Here is a 16,314-nt window from a genome sequence, read left to right as displayed (position 1 = left end):
GATGCGAGCGAGACTGATCTTGGAAGACGGAACAGAGTTTATCGGAAAAGCGTTTGGCGCAACAAATGAGACGTACGGAGAAGTGGTGTTCAACACCGGACTGACGGGCTATCAAGAGGTCTTGTCTGACCCGTCCTACTGCGGGCAGATCGTAACCATGACCTACCCGCTGATAGGAAACTACGGGATCAACCGCGATGACTTTGAGGCGGTAAGACCTTACATCCACGGCTTTGTCGTACGCGAGCATTGCGACATGCCAAGCAACTGGCGCAACACCAATACGCTCGATGAACTGCTGAAAACGTACGACATCCCGGGAATCAGCGGCGTGGATACGCGGATGCTGACGAGAAAAATCCGTTATCACGGCACGATGAAGGGCATGATCACCACAAGTGAAGCACCGCTTGCTGAGCTGGTTGCAGCTCTCCAAACCACCACGCTCATGACCGATCAAGTATCCCGCGTATCCACCAAGAGCGTATTTTCCTGCCCGGGTACCGGACATCGGGTGGTGCTGGTCGATTTCGGCTCCAAGCACGGCATTTTGCGCGAGCTGACCAAGCGCGGCTGCGATGTCGTGGTGGTACCTTACAACGTGACGGCAGAAGAGATTCGCCGGATTCAACCGGACGGCATCCTTTTGTCCAACGGCCCTGGGGACCCGAAAGACGTACCGGAAGCGATCGAAATGATCAAAGGCATTCTGGGTGAGTACCCACTCTTCGGAATTTGCTTGGGTCATCAGCTGTTCGCTCTGGCGTCTGGCGCTGATACCATGAAAATGAAATTTGGCCATCGCGGCGGAAATCACCCTGTGAAAGAGCTGCCGACTGGACGCACATACATCACTTCGCAAAACCACAGCTATGCGGTGAAAGAAGAATCGCTCGAAGGCACTGAGCTGGAAATCACCCATATCGCCTTGAACGACGGTACGGTAGAAGGGCTTCGCAACACCGCGAAGCGAGCATTCTCCGTACAATACCACCCGGAAGCGGCGCCTGGCCCGTATGACTCCGGTTACTTGTTCGACCAATTCCTAGAGATGCTTGAAACCGCTAAGGAGGAGAAAACTTATGCCAAAACACGCTAACCTCAAAAAAATCCTCGTGATCGGTTCCGGTCCTATCGTGATCGGGCAAGCTGCAGAGTTTGACTACGCAGGTACGCAAGCTTGCGAAGCATTGAAAGAAGAGGGCATGGAGGTTGTTCTGATCAACTCCAACCCTGCGACCATCATGACAGATACGAACATGGCAGATAAAGTATACATCGAGCCCATCACGCCAGAATTTGTATCTCGCGTGATCCGTCAGGAAAAACCGGATGGCCTCTTGCCAACGCTCGGCGGACAAACGGGACTGAACATGGCGGTTGCACTGGCAGAGCAAGGCGTACTGGAGCAAGAAAATGTGAAGCTGCTCGGTACCAAGCTGGAATCCATCAAGCAAGCAGAAGACCGCGAGCTGTTCCGCGCCCTGATGAACGAGCTGGGCGAGCCCGTACCGGAATCCGTGATTGTCAGCACTATCGAAGAAGCGGTTGACTTTGCCAATGAAATTGGCTACCCGATCATCGTGCGTCCTGCCTACACACTCGGCGGTACAGGCGGCGGAATTTGCGACGACGAAGAGAGCCTGCGCGAGATCGTTGCGAGCGGTTTGAAGTACTCTCCGATCACCCAATGCTTGATCGAGAAGAGCATTGCGGGTATGAAAGAGATCGAGTATGAAGTGATGCGCGATGCCAACGACAACTGCATCGTGGTATGTAACATGGAAAACATCGATCCGGTTGGTGTGCACACAGGAGACTCCATCGTAGTAGCTCCGAGCCAAACCCTCTCGGATCGCGAATACCAAATGCTGCGCTCCTCTGCGCTGAACATCATCCGGGCGCTGGGTATCGAGGGTGGCTGCAACGTGCAGTACGCGCTTGACCCGCATAGCTTCCAATACTACGTGATCGAAGTAAACCCTCGTGTGAGCCGCTCCTCTGCACTGGCTTCCAAAGCGACTGGCTACCCGATCGCGAAGATGGCTGCCAAAATTGCCATCGGCTATACCTTGGACGAATTGAAAAACCCGGTAACGGGACAAACATACGCTTGCTTCGAGCCAACTCTCGACTACGTGGTAAGCAAAATTCCACGATGGCCGTTTGATAAGTTCCAATCGGCAAACCGCAAGCTGGGTACACAAATGAAGGCGACCGGTGAAGTCATGGCGATCGGACGTACGTTTGAAGAGTCCATCATGAAAGCTATCCGCTCCCTGGAGATTGGTTCGTACCATATGGAGATCAATGGAGCTTCCGAGATCGGTACGGATGAGCTGAAAGCACGCCTGGTAGCAGCGGACGACGAGCGCCTGTTCCTGCTGGCAGAGGCTCTGCGCCGCGGCTGGACGATCGACGAGCTGCATGAACTGACCAAAATCGATCTGTTCTTCCTGCATAAATTCCACAAGATGGTTGCCTATGAAGGTGAGCTCGCGAAGGGCTTGACAACGGAAAAGCTGTACGAAGCCAAGCGTCTCGGCTTTACAGATCGCAAAATCGCGGAGCTTTCCGGTCAAACGGAAGACGCGGTTCGCGAAGAGCGCAAAAAGAACGGCTTGATCCCGGTATACAAGATGGTAGATACGTGCGCTGCCGAGTTTGAGGCGCAAACACCGTACTACTACTCCAGCTACGAAACAGAGGATGAGCGCATCGAGACAGGCAAAAAACGAGTGGTCGTGCTCGGCTCCGGTCCTATCCGTATCGGTCAAGGGATCGAGTTTGACTACGCTACCGTGCATGCAGTCTGGGCACTGAAAGAAGCAGGCTATGAAGCGATCATCATCAACAACAATCCGGAAACAGTATCGACCGACTTCAACACCTCGGATCGCCTGTATTTCGAGCCGCTCTACATCGAAGACGTGATGAACATCCTGGATGCGGAAAAACCGGAGGGCGTCATCGTACAGTTCGGCGGTCAAACCGCGATCAATCTGGCTGACAAGCTGGAAGCGCGTGGCATCAAGATCCTCGGAACGAGCCTGGAAAACATCGATGCAGCCGAAAACCGCGAGAAGTTCGAAGCCCTGCTGCGCAGTCTCTCCATCGCACAGCCTCCTGGCAAAACCGTAACCTCCGTAGAACAAGCGGTGGTAGCGGCTGAAGGCCTGGGCTTCCCGGTGCTGGTACGCCCGTCCTACGTACTGGGTGGACGCGCGATGGAGATCGTCTACAACGAGCCTGAGCTTCTGGAATACATGGAGAAGGCTGTAAAAGTAAATCCGGATCATCCGGTTCTCGTCGACCGCTACATGGTTGGGGTAGAAGCAGAAGTCGATGCGATCTGCGACGGTGAAAACGTCCTGATCCCGGGTATCATGGAGCATATCGAACGCGCAGGGGTCCACTCCGGTGACTCGATCGCGGTGTATCCGCCACAATCGCTGTCTCAAGCGATCAAGGATGAGCTGATCGAAATGACAACCAAGCTGGCACGTGCGCTGCAAATCAAGGGACTTTTGAACATCCAGTTCGTCATCTACAAAGACCGTCCCTATGTCATCGAGGTCAACCCGCGCTCGTCCCGTACCGTCCCATTCCTCTCCAAAGTGACAGGAATTCCGATGGCGAACATCGCGACGAAAGCCATTCTCGGTCACTCGATCATCGACCAAGGCTTCACACCTGGCTGCCACCCAGAAGAAAAAGTGGTCTCTGTCAAGGTTCCGGTGTTCTCCTTCGCCAAACTGCGTCGCGTAGACATCACGCTCGGACCAGAAATGAAATCGACTGGGGAAGTCATGGGGCGTGAAAGCACGCTGGCGAAGGCTCTGTACAAAGGACTGGTCGCAGCAGGCATGAACATCCCGACGAAAGGTGCGCTCCTCGTCACGGTGGCAGACAAAGACAAGGAAGAGGCACTGGGCATCGTGAAACGCTTCCGTCAGCTGGGCTTCAAGCTCCTGGCTACGTCCGGAACGGCAGATTATCTGGAAAAAGCAGGCTTGCCCGTAACTCGTGTAAACAAGCTGTCGGAAGGTACGCCAAACCTGCTGGACATGATCCACAAAGGCGAAGCCAACATCGTATTGAACACCTTGACCAAAGGCAAAACGCCACAGCGTGACGGCTTCCGCATTCGCCGCGAAGCAGTGGAAAACGGTGCTGTATGCTTGACCTCGCTGGATACAGCGTCCGCACTGCTGCACGTACTGGAGACCATCACATTCTCTACGGAAGCCATGCCGGCGCAACGCTCCGGGGCAAAAGTGGCTGTGACGGTGTAAACCACAACGAGAAAAATTGAGATCGGGATAGAAAAGAGGAGAGAAGTGTGCAAGCTCAATCCATTGATGTTAGAGAACGCATGATCGTGGCGCTCGACTTTTCCACACTGGAAGAAATCAAACAGTGCCTGGCACCATTGGAAGATCGAATCCGTTATGTGAAGGTCGGTATGGAGCTTTCCTACGCGGAAGGACCTGCGATCGTCCACTATTTGAAAGAACGGGGACTGAAGGTCTTTCTTGACCTGAAGGTGCACGACATCCCGAATACAGCCAAAGGCGCAATGAAAAGCCTGGCTCGACTGGGTGCAGACATGGTGAACGTCCATGCTGCAGGCGGTGTGGCGATGATGGAGGCAGCACGGGAAGGATTGGAACAGGGGACGGCAGCAGGCTCTCCCCGTCCGATTCTGATCGGGGTCACCATGCTCACCTCGACCAGTGTGCAAACCATGAACGAACAGCTGGCCATCCCAGGCTCGGTAGAAGACGTAGTGGTACACTACGCGAAAATGACCAAGCAAGCAGGACTGGACGGAGTGGTGGCCTCTCCACTCGAGGTACCGATGATTAAGAAAGCAGCAGGAGAGAGCTTTTTGACCGTAACGCCAGGTATTCGTCCTCTAGGATCGGATAAAGGGGATCAAACCCGCATTACAACACCTGAGCAGGCTTTCCAGCTAGGAAGCGATTATCTCGTGATCGGTCGCGCGATTACAGTGGCGAAAGATCCGGCTGCAACCTGGGAGAGCATCGTGGCTGCTGTAGAAGCAGACCGCAGGTAATATACGAATCTGGAGGGAATTACAATGATGACGATGACAACTGCCAAAGAAATTGCTGCGAGCTTGCTTGAGATTGGTGCCGTGCACCTGCGTCCTGAACAGCCTTTTACATGGACGTCCGGGATCAAGTCTCCGATCTACTGCGACAACCGGATTACGATGTCCCACCCACAGGTGCGCCGTCAGATAGCTCGTACATTTGCTGAGACGATCCGCGCTCAGTTTCCGGATGCACAAGTCGTAGCAGGAACGGCAACAGCAGGCATTCCGCATGCGGCATGGGTAGCAGAGCTTCTGGACCTGCCGATGATCTACGTGCGTGACAAGGCAAAAGGCCATGGCCGCCAAAATCAAATCGAGGGTGCCCTCACAGCCGGACAGAAAGTAGTCGTTATCGAAGATTTGATCTCTACCGGAGGAAGCTCGCTGAAAGCAGCACAGGCTGTGCAGGCAGAAGGTGGAGAAGTGCTGGGGGTAGTAGCCATCTTCAGCTACCAGTTCCCGGATGCAGAAGCACTTTTCGCAGATGCGGGCATTCCATGCACAACCCTTTCCCAATATACAGCGTTGCTTGAGGCTGCATCAGAAAAAGGGGTCATCACGTCTGAGCAAGAGAAAATCCTGGGGGAATGGCGCAAATCTCCTCGGACATTCTTTGAATAAGAGTGGTTGAGCTTTGATCATAGGAGTAGAAGACGGCTTCCACACCGTTTTCTCTCCTATCTTTAGTGTAAATGTAAGAAAACCTTACACGAAGAGGATGAATGTAAGGCTTTTCAAATGGCGATGTTGTGCGGTTTTTGTCGATTAGAACAAATCATGAATATCAATATAGTCTATAGGGACAAAGGTATTCACCCAACATTCACATAAATCTTAGTAATGGAATAATTCAAATTTTCCTGTACACGATCAAGGGGGAATGCTTTCGTGCAACATTCGGTTACGCCTCACGGAAAAGTGGAAGAGAGCAAATCTACACAGGTCAAAACGCTTGTCGGCTCCATTCTGGGGTACGCAGCTGACGGATTGGACATGCTGCTTTTGTCCTTCGTGCTCGTCTTCATCATCAAAGAGTTTGGTCTCTCTCCTGCAGAGGCAGGAAACTTGACGCTGGTGACTACGATTGGTACGTTGGTTGGTTCGTATCTTTTTGGCTTCTTGGCCGACATGTACGGACGCATCAAAATTTTTACACTGACAATCTTGCTCTACTCGGTTGGTACCGCTCTTATCTATTTTGCAAGCGACTATTCGCATTTGGCCATTTTACGTTTTATCGTCGGTCTTGGTGTAGGTGGGGAGTTCGGGATCGGGATGGCGGTAGTAACAGAAACCTGGTCGAAGAAAAAACGGGCAAAAGCGACTTCCGGTGTTGCACTCGGATGGCAGCTGGGCGTTCTCGGTGCCTCTGTACTCGCTGCACTCGTCGTTCCTGTCATGGGCTGGAGAACGGTGTTCCTGTTCGGTCTGCTCCCGGCGCTTTTGGCAGCCTATGTACGATTTGGCCTGAAAGAGCCTGAGATCTGGAAAAGCAAAAATGCGTACAAAAAGCATTTGCTAGAAAAGGAAAAGCAGGGAACGCTGACAGAGGAAGAGCGTACTGCCCTCAAAAGCATGACAGGCTTCCCTTTAGGCAAGCTGTTCGCCAACAAAAAGCTGACCATTGCCACGATTGGTTTGACCATCATGTCCTTTATTCAAAACTTCGGCTACTACGGAATTTTCTCCTGGATGCCGACAGTTCTCTCAGAAAAATACGGCTATAGCCTGGCAAAGGCAAGCGGCTGGATGCTGATCTCGACAATCGGGATGCTGATTGGGATCATGACATTTGGGATTTTGGCTGACAAGATTGGTCGTAAAAAGACCTTCGCTATTTACTACATCGGCGGTACGATCGCGTGTATTCTCTATTTCTTCGTCTTTACGGATCAAAATGTGCTGCTGTGGGGCAGTGCGATGCTCGGATTTTTCGTAAACGGCATGATGGGCGGCTTCGGCGCAGTACTGGCCGAGAACTATCCATCGGAAGCGCGCTCTACTGCGGAAAACTTTATTTTTGGTACAGGTCGCGGACTTGCCGGTTTTGGACCTGCGATCATCGGGATGCTGAGTGTAGGCGGCAACATTATGGGTGCGATGTCCCTGGTCTTCCTCGTCTATCCGATTGGCCTTCTGGTCATGCTGACGATGGTACCGGAGACAAAGGATGTAGAACTGGATTAAGAGAGAGGAAAAGGCTGCGAATGCGTTCGTAGCCTTTTTCATTTTTAAGTGGGCAGTCTGTTCGCGAACCTGTACAATGACTGGTAACACCTGCGAAAAAGGAAGGTGAGGATCATGCCCATTACGATGAGGCAGCTCATGCGCGTAGGAGGGCTTCGGGATTGTCGGGTGGTGGCAGGCCATAGGGGACTGGATCGGCTGGTGAAATACGTGACTATCATGGAGGTTCCGGATATCGCCAAATGGCTGAAAGGCGATGAACTGATTCTCTCCAGTCTCTATGCGATCAAGGATGATGCAGAGGCGCAAAAAGAGCTGATTCGCCAGCTGCATGAACAAGGCACGGTCGCATTGGCTATCAAGCCGCACCGTTTTGTCGACGAGATTCCCCAGTCCTTGCTGGAGGAAGCCAATACGTATGATTTTCCTGTCATCGAAATTCCGGAGAAGATCAGCTACCTGGAGATTTTGCCTCCAGTGAGTCACGCTATTTTTGATCGGAAAGTCGTTTTGCAGGAGGATCTCGAGCAAGCGAGCAAGGTGCTGAATGAGATTTCTCTGAATGAACAAGGGATGGAATCGTTGATTGAAACGCTCGGCATGCTCACGAAAAATACGATTACAGTCGAAAGCATGCTGTCCTATATGCAGGTGCCGCCGCTGCCGTTTGCATGTGAGCCGCTTAGCTCCGAGCAAATCCGCGAGCTTGCGATCATCAAACGCCCTGTTCATTTGACGCGAACCTGCGAGCGGGGAGAGATGGAGTGCATCGTGGCACCGATTTTGCTGGATGGCCATGTGTATGGCAACATTACCTGCTGGGCGTTTGAGAGGGATCATCTGGAAATGGACCTCGCGATTCTCGAAAAAGCCTCTACGCTGCTTGCCCTGGAGTTTTTGCGCTTGAAGGTGCGCTTTGACACCGAGCAGCAATACAAGAATGAGTTTTTGCGGGATGTATTTGTCAACGAGCATCTGATTTTGGAGGATGTGCGGGAAAGAGGACTCCCTTATGGCTTTACACTGGACGAGCCGTACATCTGTATGGTGATCCGAGCAGAAGGAGAGGAAAAAAGGGAAAATCCATTTGACCTGGCGGATCGGACAGAGAGGCTGCTTCGGGTCTCGACGCAGCGAGTGATTACCGGATTCTTCCGACAAATGGTTGTATGCCTGTGCCCGGTAGAAAATGGCATAGCCAGTGAGGAACTCAAGCAGCGAGCAGAGAAGCTGGCGGAACAGCTGAAGAAGCAGACCGCCTCAAAGGGAAGCTTTCGCGTCGGGATTGGCAGAGATCATGGAGCGGGAATTAGCGGGCTTAGAGAAAGCTTTCGAGAAGCCCAGCAGTCGATTTTGTTGGGCAGTGCCATGAACAACAGGGGGACCGTTATTCATTACAACGATCTCGGCATTTACCGTTTGCTGGCACAATTTCAGGACCGGGCTGAAATGCACAGCTTTTTCGAAGAGACGGCAGGGAAGCTGTTCGAGCATGATCGAAACAGTGATCTGCAGCTGGTAAAAACGCTTCGGCTGTACTTTTTGCACGATGAAAAGCTGACAGAAACCGCGGCTGCCCTGTTCCTGCATGTGAACACCTTGAAGTATCGTTTGCGGCGAATCGAAAAATTGACGGGCTACAGTCTGCAGCAATCAGAAGGGAAGCTGATGCTGCATATTGGCTTGAAGCTGGCTGACTTGATGGGAGACGATTATCGTTATCGATAATGCATCGTCTCTTTTTTTGTCTGTTCGGACAAAGGTTTTTCGATCATGATCCAAGAATCCTCATACTACACCTTTAGTGATAGTAGGAAATGTGGGGGTTGCGATGAATCTGGAGCGATTGGAACAGACGTGGCGCGAATTGAATCAAATTGGCTATTCAGACAAAGGCGTTATGAGGCTCGCCTATACGCCGCAGGAGCGACAGGCCGTTCGTCGGTTAGCGATGATGTGTGAAGCGCGTGGGATGAGTGTTCGTATGGACGCCAGCGGCAATCTGATTGCGAGAAGAGAGGGTCAGGAGCCCCATTTGCCGGCGGTTGCGAGCGGTTCCCACCTGGATGCTGTTTTCGAGGGCGGCTCCTACGACGGGATCATCGGCGTGGTGGCTGCATTCGAAGCGATCTGCTCCTTGGATGATGAGGGGATTGTGACCAGGCATCCTATCGAGATCATTTGCTTTGCCTGCGAAGAGTCTTCTCGGTTTGGGGTCTCCACAGTAGGGAGTAAAGCGATGATCGGCGAGCTGGACATAGATGGCGTATCAGGTCTGCTAGATCATGATGGAAAGACGTTTCGCGATGCGTTGTCTGAATGTTCGTTGAATGGATGGCCGCTGACTGAAGCCGCAAGGGCTGCCGAGGATCTGAAGGTATTTCTGGAGATGCACATCGAGCAGGGGCCTGTTTTGGAAAAAGCGGAAATTCAAGTAGGGATCGTTCATGGCATAGCAGCTCCGACCAGGCTGCAGGTGCGTATTCAGGGGAAAGCCTCCCACACAGGGACGACGCCGATGGATCAGCGTCAGGATGCTTTTTTGGCTGCGGCAGAAATCGGGCTCATCCTCGAAGCGGCTGCCCTCGCTGAGATAGAGCACGGTACAGTTGGGACGGTTGGTGTGTGTGTCGTCAAACCGGGAGCCATGAATGTCGTGCCAGATACGGCGGAGCTGAAGATCGATATCCGCGGCACCCATGTGCATTCCAAAAAGACGGTCCTAAACAAGCTGTACGCTGGATTCCGCCATGTAGAGGAGAAGCGCGGTGTGAAAGTCGAGTGGACGATGCTCAGCGACGAGCAACCCGTTCTCCTGAGCGAAGAAGTGACACAGTCGCTGGAAGAGAGCTGCCGGGATCTGGGAATATCGTATTTGAAAATGGCAAGTGGCGCTGGCCACGACGCGATGAATATGGCGAGACGCTGGCCGACCGGGCTGATTTTCGTCCCGTCCAGAGACGGTGTGAGCCACCATCGGGAGGAGTACACCTCTTGGGAGCAGATCGGCGTCGGTGCCCGTCTATTGGAGCAAGAAATCAAAAAGTGGGCCGTTGTTTTGGATGCTAACGGTCAACCGCAGCGAGAAGAGCGAGAGAAAACCCAGCCTGAGCAGATGGGGGAGAGTGCATGAAGCCGATTCAGATGAAAATTTGCTCCAATCAGCAGGTGAGCCAGCGGTATTGGCACATGAAGGTGGATGCCAGCGAGCTGAATGAACCCGTAATGCCTGGTCAGTTTTTCCAGCTGCGCTGCGGTCATGATCTGAATCCGTTTTTGCGTCGTCCGTTCAGCATCTATCGGATCAACCGGGAAGAGAAAACGTTGGAGTTTTTATATCTGGTCAAAGGGGCTGGCACGCAAAGGCTCACGCTGATGCAGGCAGGAGACTCGGTGGATGTATTTGGTCCGTTGGGTACGCCTTTTATACTGGAAGATGATTGGAAAACGATTTTGCTGCTTGCTCGCGGAGTAGGGATCGCAACGCTTGCTGCACTTGCTCAGGATGCGGCAGAAAAAGGGGTTCAGGCGGTTGCGATACTCAGTGCACGCTCGCGAAATGATCTGCTGGCCGCAGAGACCTTGCAAGGCTTTGGAGCAAAAGTGCTTATGGTAACAGACGAGGAGCAGACGAGCGGGGTGGACTCGGTTCGGGAACAGATCGAGAGTCTATTGGCCGAGCATCCGATCCAAGCAGCGTTCACTTGCGGCTCCAAGCGGCTGTCCCGATTGCTGCAGGAGATTACCGCCCAGCACGGAATTCCCGGGCAGATCGCGCTGGAGGAGCACATGGGCTGTGCGATGGGAGTCTGCTTTGCCTGCGTCTGTGATGTGCGTGATGGAGAGTATTTGAAAACGGTTCGGGTATGCAAGGAAGGTCCGGTATTCCCGCTGGAGAAGGTGGTGCTGGGATGACGGCGGAGCTGAAATTGTCTGTGAACATCGGTAGTCTTACGCTCGCAAACCCCATCATGCCTGCCTCCGGAGCTTTCGGGGAAGACATGGAAGGAATCATTGACTTTAACCAGCTTGGGGCCGTAGTGCCGAAAAGCATTACGAAGTATCCGCGAAAGGGCAATGCGACACCGCGCGTATGCGAGACGCCTGCCGGAATGATCAACTCGATCGGCATTCAGAGCAAGGGCATCGATTCCTACATGGAAAATGTCATTCCGTACTACGGCCGCTATCAAACTCCTCTGATTTCGAGCATTTCGGCAGACTCCATCGAAGAATTCGCGGAAATGGCTTCGATCATCGCGGGGACAAAGGAAGTGGCGGCGCTAGAGCTGAACATTTCCTGCCCGAATCTGAAAGGAAATGGCGCAGCGTTCGGGATGGATGCCAAGCTGACCCGCGAGCTGATCAGCGAGGTGCGCAAGGTAACGGAAAAACCGCTCATCGCCAAACTGACACCGAATGTGACCAGTATCCAGGAAATCGCGCTGGCCGCCGAAGCAGGCGGGGCGGACGGCTTGAATGTGGCAAATACACTGCTGGCGATGGCGATCGATGTCCACACACGCCGGCCACGAATCGGGAATGTTCTCGGAGGGTTGTCAGGTCCGGCCGTCAAGCCGATCATCGTTCGCATGATTTATCAGGTCCATCAGGTCACAAAGCTGCCGATCATCGGCTGCGGAGGCGTGATGAATGGTGAGGATGCACTCGAAATGATTCTGGCGGGAGCGAGCGCCGTGCAGGTGGGGACTGCGAGCTTTGTCCAACCGACAGCGATGCTCGATATTTTGGAGGAAATCAAGCAGTACATGGTGCAATACGGGATAACCGATATCAATTCGCTCGTCGGGCAGGTCGCGGCGGGCAAACACAACACGGAGGGATGCTAAATGGTTTGGGATCACGTGATTCGCAATGGACAAATTGTTACCCCGCATGAAAGCTACGAAGGGGATATTTACATTCAGGCTGGGAAAATTGCAGCCATTACGAAAGAGCAGCTGCCAGGAGAGATAAAAGAAGAGACAGATGCAGCCGGCTGCCATATTCTTCCGGGCTTAATCGACGTCCACGTTCATTCGCGTGACCCCGGCGCCACCTACAAGGAAGACTTTGCCCACTCCAGCATGGCAGCGGCAGCAGGCGGGATCACGACCATTTTCGAGATGCCGAATACCAATCCTCCGATCAACAACGTGGAAAATCTGCAAAAGCAGATTCAAAATTTGAAGCCAAAAGCACACGTCGACTACGGGATCTGGGCGATCTGCCTGGGCAATCTCAATCTGGAGGATTTGCACCCCCTGCACGATGCGGGCGTGATCGGATTCAAGTTTTTCTGGGGGTATGCCGTACATAGCCAGACGTTCCAGCTGATGTACAACTACAAGGACGGCGAAGAAAACGTCATTCCGCCTTTTAAGGACGGGGAAGTGCTCGACATGTTCCGTCAGGTGGCGAAAACGGGTCAAGTGTTTGCCATCCATGCGGAAAGCAATGACTTGATCCAGCATTTGACCAAAAAAGTCGAAGAGAGCGGCCGCCGCGATTATGAAGCCTTGCTGGAGGGACGCCCGAATCTGGCGGAGATCGTGACCGTTCAGACCGGAATTGCGTTTGCGAAAGAAACCGGAACGCGTCTGCACATTTTGCATGTGAGCACGGGGGAAGCGGTGGACCTGATTGCGCAAGCACAGGCAGAAGGCTATCCCATTACGGCAGAGACTTGCCCGCACTACCTGTTCCTGAGCAACGAAGACTTCGAGACAGTTGGACCGGCCATGAAGGTGTATCCGCCGGTGAAATACAAGAAAGACCAGGAGCGTCTGTGGAAGGGGATTGCAGATGGGGTCGTAACCATCGTCTGCTCAGATCACGCGCCTCATACAGAGCAAGAGAAAGACGGCGATCTGTGGTCGATTCCAGCTGGGATGTGCGGCGTAGAGACATTGGCACCGCTCATGCTGAATGCGGTCTCGCAAAATCGGCTGACATTGCAGCAGGTCGCAGCTGTCCTTTCGGAAAATCCGGCGAAGCAATTCGGGATCTTCCCGCAAAAAGGCTCTCTGCAGGTTGGGACGGATGCCGATTTGACGATCGTAGACATGAAGCGTCCTTTCGTTATCAAACGCGAAGAGCTGCACAGCAAGAGCAAGGTAACTGCCTATGATGGCTGGTCAGGCGTAGGTAGTCCGGTAGCGACGATTGTCCGCGGCCAAACCGTGATGAAGGACGGAGAAATCGTGAGCGGTCCCAATGGGGAATGGATTCGCCCTGTCAAAAAGGCGTAAAGAAAAGGGCATGCTGAAAGAGAGCATCCATGATGAGGGAGGCGTGACATGTCGACAGAAGTAACTCGTTTAATTCAATCTCACCGCTCCATCCGCAAGTATCAGGACCAGCCCATCCCGGAGGAGCTCCTTCAAGACATTTTGAGCTGCGCACAGTGGGCGCCATCCTCGCATAATGTGCAAGCTTATAGCGTAATCGTCGTACGGTCGAGCGAAACCAAACAAAAGCTGTCTGCGTTTTGTGGAAATCAGCGCTGGGTAGTTGAGTGTCCTGTGTTCCTGGTTTTTTGTGCCGATTACTACAGGCTGCAAAAAGCTTGCGAGATGCATGGGGAAACGCTGGCAGCAGATGAAGTGGAGAGCCTGCTCGTTGGTGCTGTCGATACGGCTTTGGCTGCAGAAAACGTGTTGCTGGCAGCGCGGTCGCATGGCCTGGGAGGCGTCATGATCGGTGGTATCCGCAACAACCCGCGGGAAGTGGCAGACGTTCTTGGCCTTCCAGCTTTGACGGTGCCGATCATGGGGATGTGCCTGGGTTATCCTGCCCAGGACGTTCAGCAAAAGCCTCGCCTGCCACAGCGAGCGGTCATTCACGAAGAGCGGTATCAGGAAGAGCTGATCGCAGGCGCATTGGAGGAGTACGAGCAAACCTCCTCGGAGTACTACAGCCAGCGCAGTAACGGTACACGTACAGACGGCTGGACAAAACAGATGGCAGACTATGTCAACAAGCCGCGTCGGGCACACGTGACGCAATTTATCAAAGAACAAGGAATGCGACTGACCTAAGAGAGAGACGCATCAGGAGAAGAGAGGCAGGAGGGGGCGCGAATGGGAAGCAGCATGACGTTCGTCGCGACCGGAGACAGCTTTATTACGCGACGTCTACCGGATCGATCGTCGGAGTCGTTTCGTTCGATCGCAAATCTGATCGGGGAAGCAGAATTTCGTTTCACGAATCTGGAAGTGACCACTCATCGTCTGGAAGGCTTTCCCTTTGCTTTTAGCGGCGGGACCTGGGCGATGGCACAGCCGGAAGTGCTGGCGGATTTGCAGGCTTATGGCTTCAACATCATGGCATGGGCGAATAATCATACCATGGACTACGCATACGGCGGGCTGGAAGCAACTCGGAAGTATCTCGACGAATACGGGATCAGCCATGCAGGAGTCGGTATGAATCTCGCGGAGGCGAGCCAGCCGGTTTATCTGGATTGCCCTTCTGGCCGCGTAGCATTAGTAGCGGCTACATCCACTTTCCACGAATCGTGGATTGCCGGGGAGCAGCGACCAGACATGCCAGGCCGTCCTGGCGTAAATCCTCTACGCTACGAGACGACCTACACCTTGCCGCAGGAGGATTTCGCTCATCTGGACCGGATCAGCCGGTTGATTCCGATCAATGCGTCCTACAATCTGGATGTCAAGGAAGGCTTTGCGGTTCCGGGCAACGGTACTTCGATTCGCTTCGGCGCCCATCGCTTTGTCGCAGGGGAAACGGCAGCATGCACGACTGTGCCGGTCGAGGCCGACAAGCAACGCATGCTGCGATCCATTTCCGAAGCAAAGCGTCAAGCGGACTACGTCATCGTGAGTATCCATTCCCACGAGATGGATGGCGAAAACAAGGCAGCTTCGGCAGCTTTTTTCGAATCGATGGCACGCGCTTGCATCGATGGCGGAGCAGATGCTGTTCTTGGACACGGTCCGCACATCTTGCGTGGAATTGAAATCTATCGCAATCGTCCCATCTTTTACAGCTTGGGCAATTTCATTTTTCAAAACGAAACGGTTCATCGATTGCCGGCCGATTTTTATGAGAAGTACAGATTGGGCCATGAAGCGACGGTAGCAGATGCATTTGATACTCGTACCGACCACAACAAGAAAGGTTTGGGGGTCAATCCATACGTGTGGGAATCCGTCATTCCGTACTGGCGGATCGAAGACGGTCGCTTGAAAGAGCTGCTGCTCTATCCTATTGAGTTGGGATATGGGACTTTGCGCTATCAGCGAGGATGGCCCACGCTTTCCAAGCAGAAAAAGATCCTGGAGCGTCTTCAGGAGTTGAGCGAGCCATATGGTACGAAAATCGAGTGGGAGAATGGCGTAGGAAAAGTCTTGATCGACTGAGTGGAACGTCTGCAATCGCGAGGTTTTTCGGAAGGAAGAAGCGACTAAGGGCGCTTCTTTTTTTTCGGAAATTCCCTGTGAAAAGGACGTAATGAATTGGCGAAGTTGGGAATAGTAAGGGGGGTTTACCACTACATATGACCTTTGAAGGAAGGTGTCTGTTGCATGATTAAGGGAAAGAGCATTTTTGCGTCAAAGGAACAAAAAACGGATTTAAGGAAGGGATTCATCCGGAAGGTGAGTGCAGGACTCCTCGTACTCACGCTCACATTGTCCTTGCCAAGTGGCAGCTTAGCGGTCGGGAAAGGAGCACATGGACCAGACATCTTTGTTTTGCAAGGTATGCTGAAGTCACTGGGTAGCTACGCTGGGACGATCAACGGTTACTACGACGATGTAACTGTTCGGGGCGTGAAACATTATCAGAAAAAACACGGACTCCCTGTTACAGGGTCTGTAGATGAGAGAACCTTTCAATCGATTGTGTACTCCTATGAGCATGTAAAAGCCCCAAGAGCACGCGGGAAAGGCGGCGGAGCAGGTAAAGGAGGCGGAGCGGGTCAAGGCGGTGGCTTTGGCGGCGGAGCAGGTAAAGGAGGCGGAGCGGGTCAAGGCGGTGGC

Annotated in this window: 13 protein-coding genes; all 13 read left to right on the top strand. The window is 53.2% G+C overall.

Features of this window, described 5'->3' with window-relative positions; genetic code table 11:
- Position 1: 1 nt before the first annotated feature.
- Positions 2-1,099, top strand: a complete 1,098-nt coding sequence (locus tag EDM59_RS00065; RefSeq protein ID WP_122921778.1) for a carbamoyl phosphate synthase small subunit — start codon at positions 2-4, stop codon at positions 1,097-1,099.
- Entirely contained in the window at positions 1,083-4,295 is a 3,213-nt protein-coding gene (gene carB, locus EDM59_RS00060; protein WP_122921777.1) for a carbamoyl-phosphate synthase large subunit, read from the top strand. Before EDM59_RS00065 ends, carB begins: the two co-directional genes overlap by 17 nt.
- A 47-nt stretch (positions 4,296-4,342) precedes the next feature.
- Positions 4,343-5,080, top strand: a complete 738-nt coding sequence (pyrF, locus tag EDM59_RS00055) for an orotidine-5'-phosphate decarboxylase (RefSeq protein ID WP_122921776.1) — start codon at positions 4,343-4,345, stop codon at positions 5,078-5,080.
- 24 nt (positions 5,081-5,104) lie between these two features.
- Positions 5,105-5,743, top strand: a complete 639-nt coding sequence (gene pyrE / locus EDM59_RS00050) for an orotate phosphoribosyltransferase (protein WP_122921775.1) — start codon at positions 5,105-5,107, stop codon at positions 5,741-5,743.
- 267 nt (positions 5,744-6,010) lie between these two features.
- A complete protein-coding gene (locus EDM59_RS00045; protein ID WP_122921774.1) occupies positions 6,011-7,309 on the top strand; it encodes an MFS transporter in 1,299 nt (432 codons plus the stop codon).
- A 114-nt stretch (positions 7,310-7,423) separates the two neighbouring features.
- A complete protein-coding gene (locus tag EDM59_RS00040) occupies positions 7,424-9,037 on the top strand; it encodes a PucR family transcriptional regulator (RefSeq protein ID WP_122921773.1) in 1,614 nt (537 codons plus the stop codon).
- A 103-nt stretch (positions 9,038-9,140) separates the two neighbouring features.
- Complete coding sequence (locus EDM59_RS00035) at positions 9,141-10,442, top strand: M20 family metallo-hydrolase (RefSeq protein ID WP_122921772.1); 1,302 nt, start codon at positions 9,141-9,143, stop codon at positions 10,440-10,442.
- Complete coding sequence (locus EDM59_RS00030) at positions 10,439-11,224, top strand: dihydroorotate dehydrogenase electron transfer subunit (protein WP_122921771.1); 786 nt, start codon at positions 10,439-10,441, stop codon at positions 11,222-11,224. The genes EDM59_RS00035 and EDM59_RS00030 overlap by 4 nt, the downstream gene beginning before the upstream one ends.
- A complete protein-coding gene (locus tag EDM59_RS00025; RefSeq protein WP_122921770.1) occupies positions 11,221-12,159 on the top strand; it encodes a dihydroorotate dehydrogenase in 939 nt (312 codons plus the stop codon). The genes EDM59_RS00030 and EDM59_RS00025 overlap by 4 nt, the downstream gene beginning before the upstream one ends.
- Positions 12,160-13,560 (top strand): allantoinase AllB, encoded by a 1,401-nt coding sequence (allB, locus tag EDM59_RS00020; protein ID WP_122921769.1) that lies wholly within the window; start codon positions 12,160-12,162, stop codon positions 13,558-13,560.
- A 48-nt stretch (positions 13,561-13,608) separates the two neighbouring features.
- Positions 13,609-14,349 (top strand): oxygen-insensitive NADPH nitroreductase, encoded by a 741-nt coding sequence (gene nfsA, locus EDM59_RS00015; protein ID WP_122921768.1) that lies wholly within the window; start codon positions 13,609-13,611, stop codon positions 14,347-14,349.
- 42 nt (positions 14,350-14,391) lie between these two features.
- On the top strand, positions 14,392-15,693 hold the full coding sequence (locus tag EDM59_RS00010; RefSeq protein WP_122921767.1) for a CapA family protein: 1,302 nt from the start codon (positions 14,392-14,394) through the stop codon (positions 15,691-15,693).
- Between the two features lie 237 nt (positions 15,694-15,930).
- Positions 15,931-16,314, top strand: a 384-nt coding sequence (locus EDM59_RS00005) for a peptidoglycan-binding domain-containing protein (protein ID WP_246010841.1), incomplete at its 3' end; no start/stop codon positions are given.

It is taken from the genome of Brevibacillus nitrificans, from assembly GCF_003710965.1.
GTDB lineage: Bacteria > Bacillota > Bacilli > Brevibacillales > Brevibacillaceae > Brevibacillus > Brevibacillus centrosporus.
Note: the sequence above shows the minus strand (reverse complement) of the source record. Positions and strands in the feature narration are given on the sequence as shown.

Bases quoted from the DNA above. Each gene is read 5' to 3' on its own strand.
- EDM59_RS00025 (WP_122921770.1), top strand. From the start codon at position 11,221: ATGACGGCGGAGCTGAAATTGTCTGTGAACATCGGTAGTCTTACGCTC.
- EDM59_RS00065 (WP_122921778.1), top strand. From the start codon at position 2: ATGCGAGCGAGACTGATCTTGGAAGACGGAACAGAGTTTATCGGAAAA.
- EDM59_RS00010 (WP_122921767.1), top strand. From the start codon at position 14,392: ATGGGAAGCAGCATGACGTTCGTCGCGACCGGAGACAGCTTTATTACG.
- carB (WP_122921777.1), top strand. From the start codon at position 1,083: ATGCCAAAACACGCTAACCTCAAAAAAATCCTCGTGATCGGTTCCGGT.
- EDM59_RS00035 (WP_122921772.1), top strand. From the start codon at position 9,141: ATGAATCTGGAGCGATTGGAACAGACGTGGCGCGAATTGAATCAAATT.
- allB (WP_122921769.1), top strand. From the start codon at position 12,160: ATGGTTTGGGATCACGTGATTCGCAATGGACAAATTGTTACCCCGCAT.
- EDM59_RS00040 (WP_122921773.1), top strand. From the start codon at position 7,424: ATGCCCATTACGATGAGGCAGCTCATGCGCGTAGGAGGGCTTCGGGAT.
- EDM59_RS00030 (WP_122921771.1), top strand. From the start codon at position 10,439: ATGAAGCCGATTCAGATGAAAATTTGCTCCAATCAGCAGGTGAGCCAG.
- pyrE (WP_122921775.1), top strand. From the start codon at position 5,105: ATGATGACGATGACAACTGCCAAAGAAATTGCTGCGAGCTTGCTTGAG.
- nfsA (WP_122921768.1), top strand. From the start codon at position 13,609: ATGTCGACAGAAGTAACTCGTTTAATTCAATCTCACCGCTCCATCCGC.